At 65.6% G+C, this 15,587-nt stretch carries 14 protein-coding genes and 1 tRNA gene; 12 read left to right on the forward strand and 3 right to left on the reverse strand.

The annotated features are described in order from the left end of the window. Nucleotides 1–45 precede the first annotated feature (45 nt). From AC5P78_RS01150 to AC5P78_RS01160, 3 genes are read right to left on the reverse strand one after another with little or no spacing between them, the layout of a single operon-like run. Nucleotides 46–903 carry a polysaccharide deacetylase family protein gene (locus AC5P78_RS01150; protein ID WP_005410470.1) on the reverse strand — a complete coding sequence of 286 codons (858 nt, stop codon included), beginning with the start codon at nucleotides 901–903 and terminating at the stop codon, nucleotides 46–48. After that, nucleotides 896–2,041 carry a glycosyltransferase family 4 protein gene (locus AC5P78_RS01155; protein ID WP_005410469.1) on the reverse strand — a complete coding sequence of 382 codons (1,146 nt, stop codon included), beginning with the start codon at nucleotides 2,039–2,041 and terminating at the stop codon, nucleotides 896–898. The genes AC5P78_RS01150 and AC5P78_RS01155 overlap by 8 nt, the downstream gene beginning before the upstream one ends. A gap of 18 nt (nucleotides 2,042–2,059) precedes the next feature. Continuing rightward, entirely contained in the window at nucleotides 2,060–3,940 is a 1,881-nt protein-coding gene (locus AC5P78_RS01160) for a DUF3413 domain-containing protein (protein WP_012480882.1), read from the reverse strand. 153 nt (nucleotides 3,941–4,093) lie between these two features. On the opposite strand from AC5P78_RS01160, the gene AC5P78_RS01165 reads away from it, so the two are divergent. The 12 genes from AC5P78_RS01165 (at nucleotide 4,094) to nuoH (ending at nucleotide 15,586) form a co-directional block, all read left to right on the forward strand. After that, complete coding sequence (locus AC5P78_RS01165) at nucleotides 4,094–5,071, forward strand: isopenicillin N synthase family dioxygenase (RefSeq protein ID WP_005410467.1); 978 nt, start codon at nucleotides 4,094–4,096, stop codon at nucleotides 5,069–5,071. A 762-nt stretch (nucleotides 5,072–5,833) separates the two neighbouring features. After that, on the forward strand, nucleotides 5,834–6,589 hold the full coding sequence (gene tpiA / locus AC5P78_RS01170; RefSeq protein WP_111198051.1) for a triose-phosphate isomerase: 756 nt from the start codon (nucleotides 5,834–5,836) through the stop codon (nucleotides 6,587–6,589). Between the two features lie 31 nt (nucleotides 6,590–6,620). Continuing rightward, nucleotides 6,621–7,058: a preprotein translocase subunit SecG gene (gene secG / locus AC5P78_RS01175; protein WP_005410465.1), complete on the forward strand. Its 438-nt coding sequence runs from the start codon at nucleotides 6,621–6,623 to the stop codon at nucleotides 7,056–7,058. 51 nt (nucleotides 7,059–7,109) lie between these two features. After that, a tRNA-Leu gene (locus AC5P78_RS01180) sits at nucleotides 7,110–7,194 on the forward strand. A gap of 111 nt (nucleotides 7,195–7,305) precedes the next feature. Further along, nucleotides 7,306–7,662 (forward strand): NADH-quinone oxidoreductase subunit A, encoded by a 357-nt coding sequence (locus tag AC5P78_RS01185; RefSeq protein WP_005414075.1) that lies wholly within the window; start codon nucleotides 7,306–7,308, stop codon nucleotides 7,660–7,662. After that, nucleotides 7,653–8,207 (forward strand): NuoB/complex I 20 kDa subunit family protein, encoded by a 555-nt coding sequence (locus AC5P78_RS01190; RefSeq protein ID WP_005410463.1) that lies wholly within the window; start codon nucleotides 7,653–7,655, stop codon nucleotides 8,205–8,207. Before AC5P78_RS01185 ends, AC5P78_RS01190 begins: the two co-directional genes overlap by 10 nt. Before the next feature lie 33 nt (nucleotides 8,208–8,240). Further along, nucleotides 8,241–8,990: an NADH-quinone oxidoreductase subunit C gene (locus tag AC5P78_RS01195; protein WP_005410462.1), complete on the forward strand. Its 750-nt coding sequence runs from the start codon at nucleotides 8,241–8,243 to the stop codon at nucleotides 8,988–8,990. After that, nucleotides 8,987–10,294: an NADH-quinone oxidoreductase subunit D gene (locus tag AC5P78_RS01200; RefSeq protein WP_014037950.1), complete on the forward strand. Its 1,308-nt coding sequence runs from the start codon at nucleotides 8,987–8,989 to the stop codon at nucleotides 10,292–10,294. Before AC5P78_RS01195 ends, AC5P78_RS01200 begins: the two co-directional genes overlap by 4 nt. A 97-nt stretch (nucleotides 10,295–10,391) precedes the next feature. Continuing rightward, nucleotides 10,392–10,919: an NADH-quinone oxidoreductase subunit NuoE gene (gene nuoE / locus AC5P78_RS01205; RefSeq protein ID WP_005410460.1), complete on the forward strand. Its 528-nt coding sequence runs from the start codon at nucleotides 10,392–10,394 to the stop codon at nucleotides 10,917–10,919. 4 nt (nucleotides 10,920–10,923) lie between these two features. Then, a complete protein-coding gene (gene nuoF, locus AC5P78_RS01210; RefSeq protein WP_138969938.1) occupies nucleotides 10,924–12,264 on the forward strand; it encodes an NADH-quinone oxidoreductase subunit NuoF in 1,341 nt (446 codons plus the stop codon). Further along, a complete protein-coding gene (nuoG, locus tag AC5P78_RS01215) occupies nucleotides 12,261–14,495 on the forward strand; it encodes an NADH-quinone oxidoreductase subunit NuoG (protein WP_138969937.1) in 2,235 nt (744 codons plus the stop codon). Before nuoF ends, nuoG begins: the two co-directional genes overlap by 4 nt. Beyond that, nucleotides 14,492–15,586 carry an NADH-quinone oxidoreductase subunit NuoH gene (gene nuoH, locus AC5P78_RS01220; RefSeq protein WP_005410457.1) on the forward strand — a complete coding sequence of 365 codons (1,095 nt, stop codon included), beginning with the start codon at nucleotides 14,492–14,494 and terminating at the stop codon, nucleotides 15,584–15,586. The genes nuoG and nuoH overlap by 4 nt, the downstream gene beginning before the upstream one ends. Nucleotide 15,587: the final 1 nt, after the last annotated feature.

Here is a 15,587-nt window from a genome sequence, read left to right on the forward strand (position 1 = left end):
CATTCGAAAACCGGGTGTTGCCGCGATCAAGATGAACGTGGCCTCCTACGGGCCAGGCACCATCTTCTTCTGCCGCGCCTTGAAGCCGTTGAAGATCGGCGCGATCAACGGGTTGTAGCTCCATGCGATGCGCTTGCGCAGCCAGCTGGCCGGCCGGTTGCGGATCGCGAAGCGATAGATCCGCTCCGGATCGCCGCCAATCACGTTGCGGCCGAAGGGATGGGTGGTGTGCAGGTAGCGGAAGCCCTGTTCGCGTGCCACTTCGATGTAGTCATCGTCGAAGTCACCATAGGGCCAGCACAGCGTATCGGAGACTTCGCCGAGCTTCTCCAGCAGCGTCTGCTTCGCCATGGCCAGGTCGCCGCTGATGCCTTCGCGGCGCTGCGCACGGTCCAGGTCATCGCGCTTGAGCCAACGGGTGTGGCTGTGGGTATGGCAGTGGACCTCGAACGTGCCGGCTTCGATTGCCGCACGCGCTTCGCTCCAGCGCATCATCACTTCGTCGCTGCGGCCCTGCTTGTAGATCAGGTCCTCGCAGGCGCGATGTTCCGGCGTGGCCGGCAGCTCGGCGCCTTCGATGCCTGCATGCGGGCGGATCGGACCTTCGTGCATCCAGCCGGTGACCACGAAGACCACCGCATGCATGCCGTATTTCTGCAGGATCGGATGGGCGTAGACCCAGTTGTCCAGGTAGCCGTCGTCGAACGTGATCACGATCGATTTGCGCGGCACCGGCTTCCCGGCGAGAAAGCCGGCGTACTGGTCCAGCGTCAGCGAGGTCCAGCCGGTCCGTGCGAGCCAGGCGATCTGGCTCTCGAAGTTCTCCGGGGATACGGTGATCATTCCCGGCGAGTTGCTGACATGGTGGTGCATCAGCACCGGTACGGTTCTGGCGTTAGCCATGACCCAGCTCCTTCAACCATTGGAGGTAGTAGTTTTCAGTGGCCTCTCCGTGACCGGCCGCGCTGAACTGCTTGGCGCTGCGGATCCAGTCCCAACCGGCGCGGCCCATCTGCCGGCGACGTTCCTGATCATCCACCAGCAGCCGCAACGCACCAGTGAGGGCGGCGTCATCACCCAGCCGGGTGAGGATGGCATTGCTGCCTTCCACCAGCATTTCAGGCACGCCGCCAACGCGATGCGAGACGATCGGCAGTGCCGCCTGCGCCGCCTCGAGGAACACGGTCCCCGAGGCTTCCTTGTGGGTGGCCAGGGCGAAGATGTCGAAACCGGCCATCAGCCGGTGTGCGTCGCTGCGGAAGCCGAGCAGGTGCACCTGGCGCTCCAGCCCGAGTTCGCTGCGCAGGGCCTGCAGGCGGCCCATGACCGGCTCGCCGTCGCCGACCACGGCCAGGTGCAGGTCGGGATTGGTCTTGCATAGTGGCGCCATGGCGCGCAGCAGCTCGGCATGGCCCTTGGGCTCGCGCAGCACGGCCACGCAGCCGACCACGATGTCGCGCTCGGCGAAACCGAGTTCGGCGCGGACCTGTGCGCGGGTGGCCTGCAGGTTCTCCCAGGGATCGCCCTGCTCGGTCATGCCCCAGCGCGGCGGCGTCGCCATGGGGGGCACGATGCCGATGTGCTCGGCGGCAATGCCGCGGTCGACCAGCAGCCGCTTGACGAAATCGCTGACGGTGATGATCCGGTGCGGAAGACCGGTATAGGTCAGCAACGAATTGACCGGACTCATCAGGTGGCGCGAGCGCACCACCAGTGGCGTGCCGCCCAGGCGTGCGCCGGCCGCGGCGATCAGTGCGTCGCGGCGGCTGGTGGTGTTGACCACGTCGTAGCGTTCGCGGCGTACCAGGCGTGACACCGACCAGATGCCGCGCAGCAGCCGTGCCAGGCCGCCCATGCGCAGAGTATGCACAGTGAAGCCATCGTCGCGCGCGAGCTGGGCCAGGCGGGCATCGGGCTGGCACAGCAGCGACACCTGGTGCCCACGCGCACGCATCACCTGCATGTGGCGGAAGATGTAGATCTCCTGGCCGCCCATTCCCCGGGCAGCTTCGGTATGCAGGATCCGCAGCGAGCGTTTCATGGAATCCATCCTCTGTGGTCAGCGGTTGCGGAAGCGGGTCAGCGCTTCCCATGCGGTACGGACGGCGCCGGCATCCGGGGCCTGGCGCGGCAGCGGGCGGTAATGCAGGTCAAGCGCCGTCGCATTGCCGAACTTGTCGAACACGTAGATGCCATTGCCATGGCGGACGGCGCGTTGTGACCAGCTTTCCACCACCAGTGCGCGCTCGCCTGCGGGTTCGGCCAGCAGATCCTGGCCGGTGCTGAAGTCGCTCAGTGCGTTCTCGCAGCCCAGGGCGTGGCGCATCAACGTCGGCACCCAGTCCTCATGTGAACTGGTGCGTGTCTCATGGCCGCTGGCCTGGCCGGGCCAGTGCAGCACGAACGGTACCTGCAGCTGGTAGTCGGAGAAGTTGCCGTTGTGGCCCCAGTAGTTCAGCTTCAGGTCGTTGAACTCCTCGGCGTGGTCGCCGGTGACCAGGACGATGGTGTTCTGATCCAGGCCCTGCGCGCGCAGATCGTCCAGCAGGGTGCCGACGAGGCTGTCGGCGTAATGCACGGCGGTCCGGTAACGGTTCAGTTCCGGGGCCGGGTCGTGGTCCGGACCGAACCTGAGGAAGTCGATTTCCTGCGCCATCGGGGTCGCCAGCGGCGGGTAGCCTGCGGGCATGTGGTAGGGCGCATGGGTGGAATCGAGGAAGACGAAGCCGAACCACGGCGTGTGCGCTGCCTGGCTTGCACGGATGTCCTTCTGAAGCGAGGCCACGATGCTGCTGTCACGGCCTTCCGAACCCAGGCCGGGCGGGCCCTGGTGCAGCTGGTCGCGGACGTCCGCAAATGCAGTGCGGTCGAATTCCGGGCTGTACATCGGCGCGCTGCCGTACAGATGCAGGTCGTACCCCTGCTGGCCCAGCACCTTGAACAGCTGTGAGCCGCGCTGTTCGTCAAGCATGCTTTGCCAGTAGCCGCCCGGCAGGCCGTAGAGCAGGCCGAACAGGCCATAGCGGGTGGCGTTGCCCGTGCTGAAATGGCGGTCGTAGACACGAGCGGAGGCCGCCAGTGCCGAGGTGTTCGGCATGATCTGCGGAGTAAGCGCATCGTGGCGCAGCGATTCCAGCACGACCATCAGTACATTGGGCCGCTGTGGGCTCTGGCAGCGCAGTGGCTGCAGCGGATACAGCAGCTGCGCATGGCGAGGATCGGGCAGGCCGACCTGCTGTTCACTGACCACGCCCAGCCTGCGCATGAAGCTCTTGGCGGTGATCGGCTGGGCCCAGGGCAGGTAGTTCCACTGGGCAATCACGTCACGGTCGCCGCGTGCGTCGTAGTAGGCGGTGGCCACCTGGCCGCTCGCCATCAGCAGGGCGACCACCGCCCAGGCCTGCAGCACCCTGCGCCGGCGGGGCGCGGCCGGCAGCAGCTTCCAGCACGCCCAGGCCAGGATGCCCTCGGCGGTGAAAATGGCCGCCACCAGCAGGCCGACCTGCACCCAGGTCTTCCACGACAACGCAACCTGGTCCTGCAGGGCGCCGCCGAACACCATGTTCAGGACCATGGCATTGAGGTGGAAGCGGTACAGGGTGAACACCTTGGCGTCGACCAGCAGCAGGCACAACCACAAGCCCTGCAGCAGTACCGCACTGATGTTCAGCGTGCGCGCGCTGCGCGGCCACAGGCCCAGCAGCAGTGGCAGCGCGCCGGCCAGCGCGCCGAAGGCGAGCAGGTGCCCGGGCAGGGCAATCGCGAGATAGGCCAGGCCCTGGTGGCCGCCCGGGTTGTCGTACAGCGGCACGTTGCCGAGGGTGATCATCGTCGCCAGCAGCGCATTGCCCAGAACGAACAGGGACCACCACGCAAGCCGGCGCCAGCGAAGGGCAGGGCCCGCAGAGGGAAGAGCGATGGCGGCTGGGGCGTCGGGCATGGTGCGTCGGGTCGGGGAGGCGCGGTCGGGGCTTGCGCTGCCAACGTGATGGATTCGTTAAATTGTGCGCAGGTCGCGCATTGTATCGATTTGTTTCCGAGGATCGAGTAGCGTCCGCCGGGTGATCTGTCACAATGTTCAGGCGGGCCATGAATGCGCAGGCCCCCCAGACCCAATGACAAGCCAGGAATTGCTGTGAGCCAGATCCCCACCCTCGACATCACCCGTTTCGACAGCGACCGCGAGGCCTTCGTGGCCGAGCTGGGCGCGGCCTACCGCCAATGGGGATTCGCGGGCATCCGCAACCACGGCATTCCGCAGGCCGACATCGACGCGGCCTACGATGCCTTCAAGGCCTTCTTCGCGCTGCCGGAAGAGGTCAAGCGCAAGTACCACGTGGCCGGCAGCGGCGGCGCCCGCGGCTATACCCCGTTCGGCGTGGAAACCGCCAAGGGCTCCAAGCACTTCGACCTGAAGGAGTTCTGGCACATCGGTCGTGAAATCGCCGACGACTCCAAGTACCGCGATGTGATGGCACCGAACCTGTGGCCGACCGAGGTCGAGGGCTTCCGTGAGCGCGGCTACGGCCTGTACCAGGCGCTGGACAACCTGGGTTCGCGCGTGCTGTCCGCGCTGGCCCTGCACATCGGCCTGCCGGAAGACTTCTTCGCCGACAAGACCAACTTCGGCAACTCGATCCTGCGCCCGATCCACTACCCGCCGATCACCACCGACGACATCCCGAACGTGCGTGCCGGCGCGCATGGCGACATCAACTTCATCACCCTGCTGGTCGGCGCCAGCGCCGCGGGCCTGGAGGTGCAGTCGCATGAGGGCGAGTGGGTGCCGTTCACCTCGGACGCGGACACCATCGTGGTCAACATCGGCGACATGCTGCAGCGCCTGACCAACCATGTGTACCCGTCGACGATCCATCGCGTGGTCAACCCCCCGGGCGAGCTGGCCCGCCAGCCGCGCTACTCGGTGCCGTTCTTCCTGCACCCGAACCCGGATTTCCTGATCGACGTGCTGCCCTCGTGCATCACCCCGGAGAACCCGAGCCGGTACCCGGAGCCGATCACCGCCCACGGCTTCCTCGAGGAGCGCCTGCGCGAGATCAAGCTGAAGTAAAGAAAAGTGAGGCCGCCGAAAGGCGGCCTTTGTCTTTGCAGGGTTGCACCCTGCACCCGCGGCAGTGCCGGCCGCTGGCCGGCAAGTCCAAAGCCAAAGCGGCTCTGGGTTTCTGCGTGTTGGGCGGGGCGGTGTGGGTTGGCAGGACACGCCGCGAACCCCCAGGCCGGCCCAGCCGCTGGCGGCTGGGCGTTCGGGCGCTTGCGAAGCGGTGCTTCGCAAGCAAAGCGCCCTCACCCCTGGGGGCTCGATGGCGCCATCCATGGCGCCAACGGTCCTGCCAACCCACACCTCCCCGCCTTCGACAGTTTCCCGGTGACGGTTGGTGGGTGTCGACCTTGGTCGACACGGTAGATCCACGCCTTGCGTGGATGAGATCTGTCGGATCGAAGTGGGGTAGGGGTTGGTCCAGCCGGCAGCAACCCGGAATGCAGCTTTTGCCTTTGCTCCTGCTCTTCTTTTTTCTTTCCGTGGCGGGCGGAACCGCCGGACTGTGTCAGAGGCCGGGCGGGTGGGGATGGCGGGGGTGTCCGCGGCATGGATGCCGCGGCCAAGCCCCCAGGGACGGGTTTACGGCGTCCCCCGGCATCCTCACCCGCCCGGCCAATCTCACCAATCCAACCGGTGATACGCGACCAACCCGCCCCCCGCCACGAGGGGCTGCGCCGTTGGCTGAAAATCCATGTAACCGCTTACAAGGAAACGGATTTTTGCCGCAGCGGGTATCATGACCGGCTGACTTCACACAGGAGCCACCCGCTCATGCGCCGCAAGATCGTCGCCGGAAACTGGAAGCTGCATGGCAGCCGTCAATTCGCCAATGAACTGCTGGGGCAGGTGGCTGCCGGGCTGCCGCTGGAGGGGGTGGACGTGGTGATCCTGCCGCCGCTGCCGTACCTGGGCGAGCTGGTCGAGGACTTCGGCGAGAGCGGCCTGGCCTTTGGCGCGCAGGACGTGAGCAGCAACGAGAAGGGCGCCTACACCGGCGAGGTCTGCGCGGCCATGCTGGTCGAGGTCGGGGCCCGCTATGGCCTGGTCGGCCATTCCGAGCGCCGCCAGTACCACCACGAGAGCAGCGAGCTGGTCGCGCGCAAGTTCGCCGCCGCCCAGCACGCCGGCCTGGTGCCGGTGCTGTGCGTGGGCGAGACCCTGGAACAGCGCGAGGCCGGGCAGACCGAAGCGGTCATCGCCAGCCAGCTGGCACCGGTGCTGGAGCTGGTTGGCGCGGCCGGTTTCGCCCAGGCTGTGGTCGCCTATGAGCCGGTCTGGGCCATCGGTACCGGCCGTACCGCCACCAAGGAGCAGGCACAGCAGGTGCACGCGTTCATCCGTGGCGAAGTCGCGCGTATCGATGCTAGAATCGCTGATTCACTGCCCATTGTTTACGGCGGTAGCGTGAAGCCCGACAATGCCGGGGAACTGTTCGCGCAGCCGGATGTCGATGGTGGGCTGGTCGGCGGCGCCTCCCTGGTGGCTGCGGACTTCCTGGCCATCGCAAGGGCGGCGGCCGCGAACTAATCCTAGAAGTATTGTCCGAGGGCGGTTTCCAATGCTGATGTTGATCCTCAATGTCGTCTACGTGCTGGTCGCTGTGGCCATGATCGCGCTGATCCTGATGCAGCGTGGCTCGGGTGCGGCGGCGGGTTCGGGCTTTGGTGCCGGCGCCTCGGGTACGGTGTTCGGTGCGCGTGGCGCCTCGAACTTCCTGTCCAAGTCGACCAAGTGGCTGGCCGTCGTGTTCTTCGGCATCAGCCTCTTCATGGCCTGGTATGCCGGTCATGGCAGTCGTCCGGCGGCCGACCAGGATCTGGGCTTGATGTCCGCCCCGGCGGCGGTCGCTCCGGCGGCTCCGGCAGGCGAATTGCCGGCCGTTCCGAAGGCTGATGCGGTCCCGGCCGCCCCGGTTCCGGCCGCGAATGTGCCGGCTCAGGCGGAATCTTCGGTTTCTGGTGAAGAAAAGCCTTCGGAAGGCTCCCAGAAACACTGAAGCCGGTTACAATACGCGGCGCATCGGGAAGATAGTCTGATGTGATCGTTTGCCCAGGTGGCGGAATTGGTAGACGCACTACCTTGAGGTGGTAGCGACTTAGGTCGTAGGGGTTCGAGTCCCCTCTTGGGCACCATTTGTAAGTAAAGCGGGTTCGCCTGGCGCGCAAGGCGCCAGGTAGATTCCCGTCCACTCCCCCATGCCAAAGCGCCTGCAGGCGCAGCGGCAGAGGCAAGAGAGAATCGCTGTGCTGGCCGAATATTTGCCGTCTCTGCTGTTTCTGATCGTTGCCACCGGTATCGGCATTACGCTGATGCTGGTTGGTCGATTCCTCGGTCCCCGCCGCCCCGATCTGGAAAAGCTGTCGCCGTACGAGTGCGGCTTCGAGGCCTTCGAAGACGCGCGCATGAAGTTCGACGTGCGCTACTACCTGATCGCGATCCAGTTCATCGTCTTCGACCTGGAAATCATCTTCATCGTGCCGTGGACCCAGGTCTTCATGGAGCTGGGCGCGCGTTCGCTCGTCACCATGGGCCTGTTCGTCGGCATGCTGTTCCTCGGTTTCATTTACGTCTGGAAGAAGGGAGCGCTGGAATGGGAGTGATTCAGACTCTCGATGGCCTCATGAACAACCCCACGCCGGAAGGCCGGGTTGATGACATCCTGCGGCCGGAAGGCGACAACCCGCTGCTGGAAAAGGGCTTCGTCACCACCAGCGTCGATGCACTGCTGAACTGGGCGCGCACCGGCTCGATGTGGCCGATGACCTTCGGTCTGGCCTGCTGCGCGGTCGAGATGATGCATGCCGGCGCCGCGCGCCTGGACCTTGACCGCTACGGCGTGGTGTTCCGCCCGTCGCCGCGCCAGTCCGACGTGATGATCGTGGCCGGTACCCTGGTCAACAAGATGGCCCCGGCGCTGCGCAAGGTCTACGACCAGATGCCGGACCCGAAGTGGGTCATCTCGATGGGTAGCTGCGCCAACGGTGGCGGCTATTACCACTACTCCTATTCTGTCGTGCGCGGCTGTGATCGCGTGGTGCCGGTGGACGTCTACGTCCCGGGTTGCCCGCCGACCGCCGAGGCGCTGGTGTACGGGATCCTGCAGCTGCAGAAGAAGATCTGGCGTACACAGACCATCGCCCGCTGACCCCTTCACCTGACAAGAGCGCGCCAAGCCCCCATGGCAGAGCAAGCATCCTTCATCGACCGACTCTCCGCACGTTTCGCTGGTGCGAAGGTCATCGTGGTCGAACCCCGCGGCGAAGTGACGCTGGAAGTGCCTGCCGCCGAGTGGCACGCCACCGCCCTGGCGCTGCGTGACGAGTTTGGTTTCGAGCAGGCCGTGGATCTCTGCGGCGTCGATTACCTGGGTTATGGCTCCGACGAATGGGACACCGCCGACGTGTCCTCGCAGGGCTTCAGCCGTGGCGTCGAAGGCAAGGCCCAGGGCCGTTTCGCGTGGGGTGAGTTCCCCACCGAGGAAAACGGTGCCGACGGTGCCCGCCCGCAGCACATGCCGACCCAGCGTTTCGCCGTGGTCGCCCAGCTGCGCTCGTACCAGCACAACCTGATGATGCACCTGCGCTGCTTCGCCCCTGACGAAGCACTGCCGGTGGTGTCCTCGCTGACCGGCATCTGGCCGGGCCTGAACTGGTTCGAGCGCGAAGCGTTCGACCTGTACGGCGTGATCTTCGAAGGCCACCCGGACCTGCGCCGGATCCTGACCGACTACGGTTTCGTCGGCCATCCGTTCCGCAAGGACTTCCCGCTGATCGGCAATGTCGAAGTCCGCTACGACGAAGAAAAGAAGCGCGTGATCTACGAACCGGTCACCTCGGTGGAGCCGCGTGTCGGCGTGCCGCGCGTGATCCGCGACGACGCCCGTCTGCAGACCGCAGAAGGTGAGCGCGCGCAGGAGGCAGTGAAGTGAGCCACGTACACCAGGCCGGCGAAGCATTCGCCAGCAACGCCGCCGAAAGCCGGCAGGAAATCCGCAACTACACCATGAACTTCGGCCCGCAGCATCCGGCCGCTCACGGTGTGCTGCGCCTGATCCTGGAAATGGACGGTGAAACCATCATGCGCGCCGACCCGCACGTGGGTCTGCTGCACCGTGGTACCGAAAAGCTGGCCGAGTCCAAGCCGTTCAACCAGTCGATCGGTTACATGGATCGACTGGATTACGTGTCGATGATGTGCAACGAGCACGCCTACGTGCGCGCGATCGAGACCCTGATGGGCATCGAGGCGCCGGAGCGTGCGCAGTACATCCGCACCATGTACGACGAGATCACCCGCATCCTCAACCACCTGATGTGGCTGGGCTCCAACGCGCTCGACCTGGGTGCGATGGCGGTGATGCTGTACGCCTTCCGCGAGCGCGAAGAGCTGATGGATTGCTATGAAGCAGTCTCCGGCGCACGCATGCACGCGGCGTACTACCGTCCGGGCGGTGTCTACCGCGACCTGCCGGACCACATGCCGAAGTACAAGGAGTCGCGCTGGCACAAGGGCAAGGCGCTGAAGCAGCTCAATGCTTCGCGCGAGGGCTCGCTGCTGGACTTCCTGGAGAACTTCACCGTCGAGTTCCCCAAGCGCATCGACGAATACGAAACCCTGCTGACCGACAACCGTATCTGGAAGCAGCGTACCGTCGGCATCGGCGTGGTGACGCCGGAACTGGCGCACCAGTGGGGCATGACCGGCGTGATGCTGCGTGGCTCGGGCGTGGCCTGGGACCTGCGCAAGAAGCGCCCGTACGCCAAGTACGATGCCGTCGATTTCGACATCCCGCTGGGCAAGGAAGGCGACTGCTACGACCGCTACCTGGTCCGCGTTGCCGAAATGCGCGAGTCCAACCGCATCATCAAGCAGTGCGTGGCGTGGCTGAAGGCCAACCCGGGCCCGGTGATGGTGAAGAACTTCAAGGTCGCTCCGCCCAAGCGCGAGGACATGAAGGACGACATGGAAGCGCTGATCCACCACTTCAAGCTGTTCAGCGAAGGCTACTGCGTGCCGGCCGGCGAGACCTACTCGGCGGTGGAAGCCCCGAAGGGCGAATTCGGCTGCTACCTGGTCTCCGATGGCGCCAACAAGCCGTTCCGCGTGCACCTGCGTGCGCCGGGCTTCGCCCACCTGTCCTCGATCGATTCGATCGTGCGCGGCCACATGCTGGCCGACGTGGTGGCGATGATCGGTACCTACGACCTGGTGTTCGGCGAGGTTGACCGGTAATGCCGTCCGCCACGCCAACGCCCGCTGCAGGCAGCCGGCGCAAGCCGGCGCCGCAGTTTCTGGAATTTCACGTTATGCATTTCGCTGAGGTCGGCCGATGAAGGCGACAGGTAATTTCGAGGCGGCGCGCGACGTCGACCCGATGGTGGTGCTGAGCGACAAGACCCGCGCTCACATCGATCACTGGCTGTCCAAGTTCCCGCCGGACCGCAAGCGCTCTGCCGTGCTGCAGGGCCTGCATGCGGCCCAGGAGCAGAACCAGGGCTGGCTGACCGACGAACTGATCGCCGGCGTGGCCAAGTACCTGGACCTGCCGCCGGTGTGGGCCTACGAGGTCGCCAGCTTCTACTCGATGTTCGAGACCGAGAAGGTGGGCCGCAACAACGTGGCCATCTGCACCAACATCAGCTGCTGGCTCAATGGCGCCGAGGACATCGTGCGCCATTGCGAGAAGAAGCTGGGCATCAAGCACGGTGAATCGACCCCGGACGGCCGCGTCTACCTCAAGCGCGAGGAAGAGTGCCTGGCTGGCTGCGGTGGCGCGCCGATGATGGTCATCAACGGTCACTACCATGAGCGTCTGACCCTGGAAAAGGTCGACGAGCTGCTGGACGGGCTGGAGTAAGGGCATGGCACATCACCACGAATCCAAGGGTCCGGTCGGCCCCGCGCCGCTGCCGCACCAGGTGGTCTATACCACCCTGCATTACGACACCCCGTGGTCGTACGAAAGCTACCTGAAGACCGGTGGCTACGCCGCCCTGCGCAAGATCCTCGAAGAGAAGATCCCGCCGGAGCAGGTCATCGAGATGGTCAAGGCCTCGGGCCTGCGCGGCCGCGGTGGCGCAGGCTTCCCGACCGGCCTGAAGTGGTCCTTCATGCCGAAGGGCAACATGCAGAAGTACATCCTCTGCAACTCGGACGAATCCGAGCCGGGCACCTGCAAGGATCGCGACATCCTGCGCTACAACCCGCATTCGGTGGTGGAAGGCATGGCGATCGCCTGCTACGCCACCGGTTCGACCGTGGGTTACAACTACCTGCGCGGTGAGTTCCACCACGAGCCGTTCGAGCACTTCGAGCAGGCCCTGGCTGACGCCTATGCGAACGGCTGGCTGGGCAAGAACGTGATGGGCTCGGGCGTGGACATCGACATCTACGGTGCGCTGGGCGCCGGCGCGTACATCTGCGGCGAAGAAACCGCGCTGATGGAATCGCTGGAGGGCAAGAAGGGCCAGCCGCGCTACAAGCCGCCGTTCCCGGCCAATTTCGGCCTGTACGGCAAGCCGTCGACGATCAACAACACTGAAACCTATGGCTCGGTGCCGGCGATCATCCGCAACGGTCCGGAGTGGTTCAAGGGCCTGAGCCTGACCGCCAACGGCGGTCCGAAGTGCTTCTCGGTGTCCGGCTGCGTGCAGAATGGCGGCAACTTCGAAGTGCCGCTCGGCACCAAATTCCACGACCTGCTGGAAATGGCCGGTGGCCTGCGTCCGGGCCGCACGCTGAAGGGCGCGATCCCGGGCGGCGTGTCGATGCCGGTGCTGACCGCGGCCGAGCTGAAGGACCTGCCGATGGACTACGACACCATCCGCGCACTGGGCTCCGGCCTGGGTTCGGGTGCGATCGTGGTTCTCGACGACAGCGTCTGCTGCGTCAAGTTCGCCTGCCGCATCAGCCAGTTCTTCCACAAGGAATCCTGCGGCCAGTGCACCCCGTGCCGTGAAGGCACCGGCTGGATGCACCGCGTGCTGGAGCGCATCGTCGCCGGCAAGGCCACGATCGAAGACCTGCACCAGCTGAAGGCGGTGGCCGGCCAGATCGAAGGCCACACCATCTGTGCGTTCGGTGAAGCGGCTGCATGGCCCATCCAGGGCTTCCTGCGCCAGTTCTGGGACGAATTCGAGTACTACATCGTCAACGGTCATTCGATGGTTGACGGCAAGAAGGTGGAGGCAGCCGCCGCATGAGCGCGCAACCCGTAAACCCGAACGTGCCACCGGATCACGTGACCATCGAAATCGATGGCAAGTCCCTGGTCGTGCCCAAGGGTTCGATGATCATCCAGGCGGCCGACAAGGCCGGCATTTCGATTCCGCGCTTCTGCTACCACGAGAAGCTGCCGATCGCGGCCAACTGCCGCATGTGCCTGGTGGACGTGGAAAAGTCGCCGAAGCCGGCGCCGGCCTGCGCCACTCCGGTGATGGATGGCATGAAGGTCGCCACCCGCAGCGAGAAGGCACTGAAGTTCCAGCGCTCGGTGATGGAGTTCCTGCTCATCAACCACCCCCTTGACTGCCCGATCTGCGATCAGGGCGGCGAGTGCGAGCTGCAGGACGTGTCGCTGGGCTATGGCCGATCGGTCAGCCGCTTCAACGAGCGCAAGCGCGTGGTGCCGGACGAGGACATGGGCCCGCTGGTCGCCACCGAGATGACCCGCTGCATCCAGTGCACCCGCTGCGTCCGCTTCACCGCCGACGTCGCCGGTACCTACGAACTGGGTGGCATGTACCGCGGTGAGAACCTGCAGATCGGTACCTTCGACGGCAAGCCGCTGACCACCGAACTGTCCGGCAACGTCGTCGACGTCTGCCCGGTCGGCGCACTGACCAACAAGGTGTTCCAGTTCCGCGCCCGCCCGTGGGAACTGACCGCGCGCGAGTCGCTGGGCTACCACGACGCGATGGGTTCGAACCTGTTCCTGCACGTGCGTCGCGGCGAAGTGCTGCGCACCGTGCCGCGCGACAACGAAGCGGTGAACGAGTGCTGGCTGTCCGACCGTGACCGCTACTCGCACCAGGGCCTGTACAGCGAAGACCGTGCGGTCAAGCCGCTGCGCAAGGTCAATGGTGAGTGGAAGGAAGTGAGCTGGGCCGAAGGCCTGGCCGCGGCCGCCGAGATCCTCAAGGCCAACCAGGGCGACAACCTGGGCGTGCTGGTGCATCCGTCCACCTCGAACGAGGAAGGCGCGCTGCTGGCCCGCCTGGCCAAGGGCCTGGGCTCGAGCAACATCGACCACCGCATCAACAACCGCGATTTCTCCGACGCTGCAACCGCCGAAGTGTTCGGCCTGCCGCTGGCCGAGATCGAAGGCGCCGACCGCATCGTCGTTCTGGGCAGCAACATCCGCCACGAACTGCCGCTGCTGCACGCCCGCCTGCGCAAGGCGCAGACCACCAAGGGCGCGAAGATCCACGTCGTCAATCCGGTGGACTTCGACTTCGCCTTCAGCATTGCCGGCAAGCAGATCGTTGCACCGTCGAAGTTCGTCGACGCGCTGGCCAGCGCCGAGCTGCGTTCGGCCGTGCAGGGCGGCAACAACACCGTGCTGATCGTTGGTGGCATCGCCGAGAACCACCCGCAGGCTGCCGCCATCCGCGCCGCCGCGCGTGACTTCGCCGCCGCCACCGGTGCCAAGCTGTGCCGCATCCCGCAGGGCGCCAACGCCGTGGGCCTGACCCGCGCTGGCGTGCTGCCGGCCGGCAAGGACGTCGCCGCGATGCTGGCGCAGCCGCGCCAGGCCTACGTGGTGTACGGCCTGGAGCCGGGCCTGGATTTCGCCGATGCACCTGCCGCGCGCAAGGCGCTGGCCGGTGCCCAGGTGGTGGCCTTCAGCCAGTTCGCCTGTGCCTCGACCCGCGACGTCGCCGACGTCATCCTGCCGATCGGTGCGCTGCCGGAAATCGACGCCACCCTGACCAACCTCGATGGTCGCGAGCAGTCGGCCCGTGCCGGCGGCAAGCTGCCGGGCGAGGCCCGTGAAGGCTGGCGCGTGCTGCGCGCACTGGGCGGCGACATGGCGCTGGCCGGTTTCGACTTCACCGACCTGGCCGGCCTGCGTGCCAGCCTGGCCCCGGTGTCGGTCACCGTTGCCGCTTCGGCGCAGCCGGTGATTGCCGGCGAAGGCCTGGAAGTGGCTTCGACCGCCGCGATCTACCGCACCGATGCGGTGGTCCGTCGCGCCCCGGCGCTGCAGTCGCATCCGCTCAACAACGCCCCGCGCATCGTGCTGAACGCTGAAGATGCCGCTCGCCTGCAGCTGCAGGAAGGGCAGATGGCCAAGGTCGGCACCGATGCCGGCAAGGCCACCCTGCCGGTGGTGGTCGACGCCCGCGTCGCTGCGGGTTCGGTCTGGATTGAATCGGGCCACGGCGCGACCGCGCCGCTGGGTGCCGCTCGCGTAACGGTGGTGGCTGCATGAACGAATTGCTGTTGAACGCGGTCGACCCGCTGCACCAGTGGCTGCTTGGCCTCGGTGACATCGGCGCGCTGATCTGGATCATCCTGAAGATCCTGGTGATCACCGTTCCGGTGATCATCTCGGTGGCCTTCTACGTGGTCTGGGAACGCAAGCTGATCGGCTGGATGCACGTCCGCCACGGCCCGATGTACGTGGGCATGGGCATCTTCCAGGCCTTCGCCGACGTCTTCAAGCTGCTGTTCAAGGAAGTGGTCCAGCCGAGCAGCGCCAACAAGGCGATCTACCTGCTGGCACCGCTGATCACCCTGGCCCCGGCCTTCGCGGCCTGGTCGGTGGTCCCCTTCGATTCGCAGATCGTGCTGTCCAATGCCAACGCCGGCCTGCTGTACCTGCTGGCGATGACCTCGCTGGGCATCTACGGCATCATCCTGGCCGGTTGGGCGTCCAACTCGAAGTACGCGTTCCTGGGTGCCATGCGCGCCTCGGCGCAGATGATCAGCTACGAAATCGCCATGGGCTTCGCCCTGGTCGGCGTGATGATCGCCGCTGGCAGCCTGAACCTGAGCAATATCGTGATGGCGCAGGCCGGCAGCTCCGGCTTCTTCGACTGGTTCCTGCTGCCGCTGTTCCCGCTGTTCGTCATCTACTGGGTGTCGGGCGTGGCTGAAACCAACCGCGCGCCGTTCGACGTGGTGGAAGGCGAATCGGAAATCGTCGCCGGCCACATGGTCGAATACTCCGGCGGTGCCTTCGCGCTGTTCTTCCTGGCCGAATACGCGAACATGATCCTGATCAGCTTCCTGATCTCGATCTTCTTCCTCGGCGGCTGGCTGAGCCCGGTCCAGGGCTGGGTCAACTTCGGCGATGTCTCGCCGCTGGTCGACTGGATCTGGAAGGGCGGTGCACCGTGGCTGTTCGTCAAGGTGTTCTTCTTCGCCAGTGCCTACATCTGGTTCCGTGCCAGCTTCCCGCGCTTCCGCTACGACCAGATCATGCGCCTGGGCTGGAAGGTCTTCATCCCGCTGGCCATTCTGTGGATCGCGGTTACCGCCGTCATGGTGTTCTTCGGCGTGATTCAAAAGGGCGTCTAAA

This window comes from Stenotrophomonas sp. YJH_SMC_133 (assembly GCF_059370655.1).

Bases quoted from the DNA above. Each gene is read 5' to 3' on its own strand.
- AC5P78_RS01150 (WP_005410470.1), bottom strand. From the start codon at position 903: ATGGCTAACGCCAGAACCGTACCGGTGCTGATGCACCACCATGTCAGC.
- AC5P78_RS01155 (WP_005410469.1), bottom strand. From the start codon at position 2,041: ATGAAACGCTCGCTGCGGATCCTGCATACCGAAGCTGCCCGGGGAATG.
- AC5P78_RS01160 (WP_012480882.1), bottom strand. From the start codon at position 3,940: ATGCCCGACGCCCCAGCCGCCATCGCTCTTCCCTCTGCGGGCCCTGCC.
- AC5P78_RS01165 (WP_005410467.1), top strand. From the start codon at position 4,094: ATGCGCAGGCCCCCCAGACCCAATGACAAGCCAGGAATTGCTGTGAGC.
- tpiA (WP_111198051.1), top strand. From the start codon at position 5,834: ATGCGCCGCAAGATCGTCGCCGGAAACTGGAAGCTGCATGGCAGCCGT.
- secG (WP_005410465.1), top strand. From the start codon at position 6,621: ATGCTGATGTTGATCCTCAATGTCGTCTACGTGCTGGTCGCTGTGGCC.
- AC5P78_RS01190 (WP_005410463.1), top strand. From the start codon at position 7,653: ATGGGAGTGATTCAGACTCTCGATGGCCTCATGAACAACCCCACGCCG.
- AC5P78_RS01195 (WP_005410462.1), top strand. From the start codon at position 8,241: ATGGCAGAGCAAGCATCCTTCATCGACCGACTCTCCGCACGTTTCGCT.
- nuoE (WP_005410460.1), top strand. From the start codon at position 10,392: ATGAAGGCGACAGGTAATTTCGAGGCGGCGCGCGACGTCGACCCGATG.
- nuoF (WP_138969938.1), top strand. From the start codon at position 10,924: ATGGCACATCACCACGAATCCAAGGGTCCGGTCGGCCCCGCGCCGCTG.
- nuoG (WP_138969937.1), top strand. From the start codon at position 12,261: ATGAGCGCGCAACCCGTAAACCCGAACGTGCCACCGGATCACGTGACC.
- nuoH (WP_005410457.1), top strand. From the start codon at position 14,492: ATGAACGAATTGCTGTTGAACGCGGTCGACCCGCTGCACCAGTGGCTG.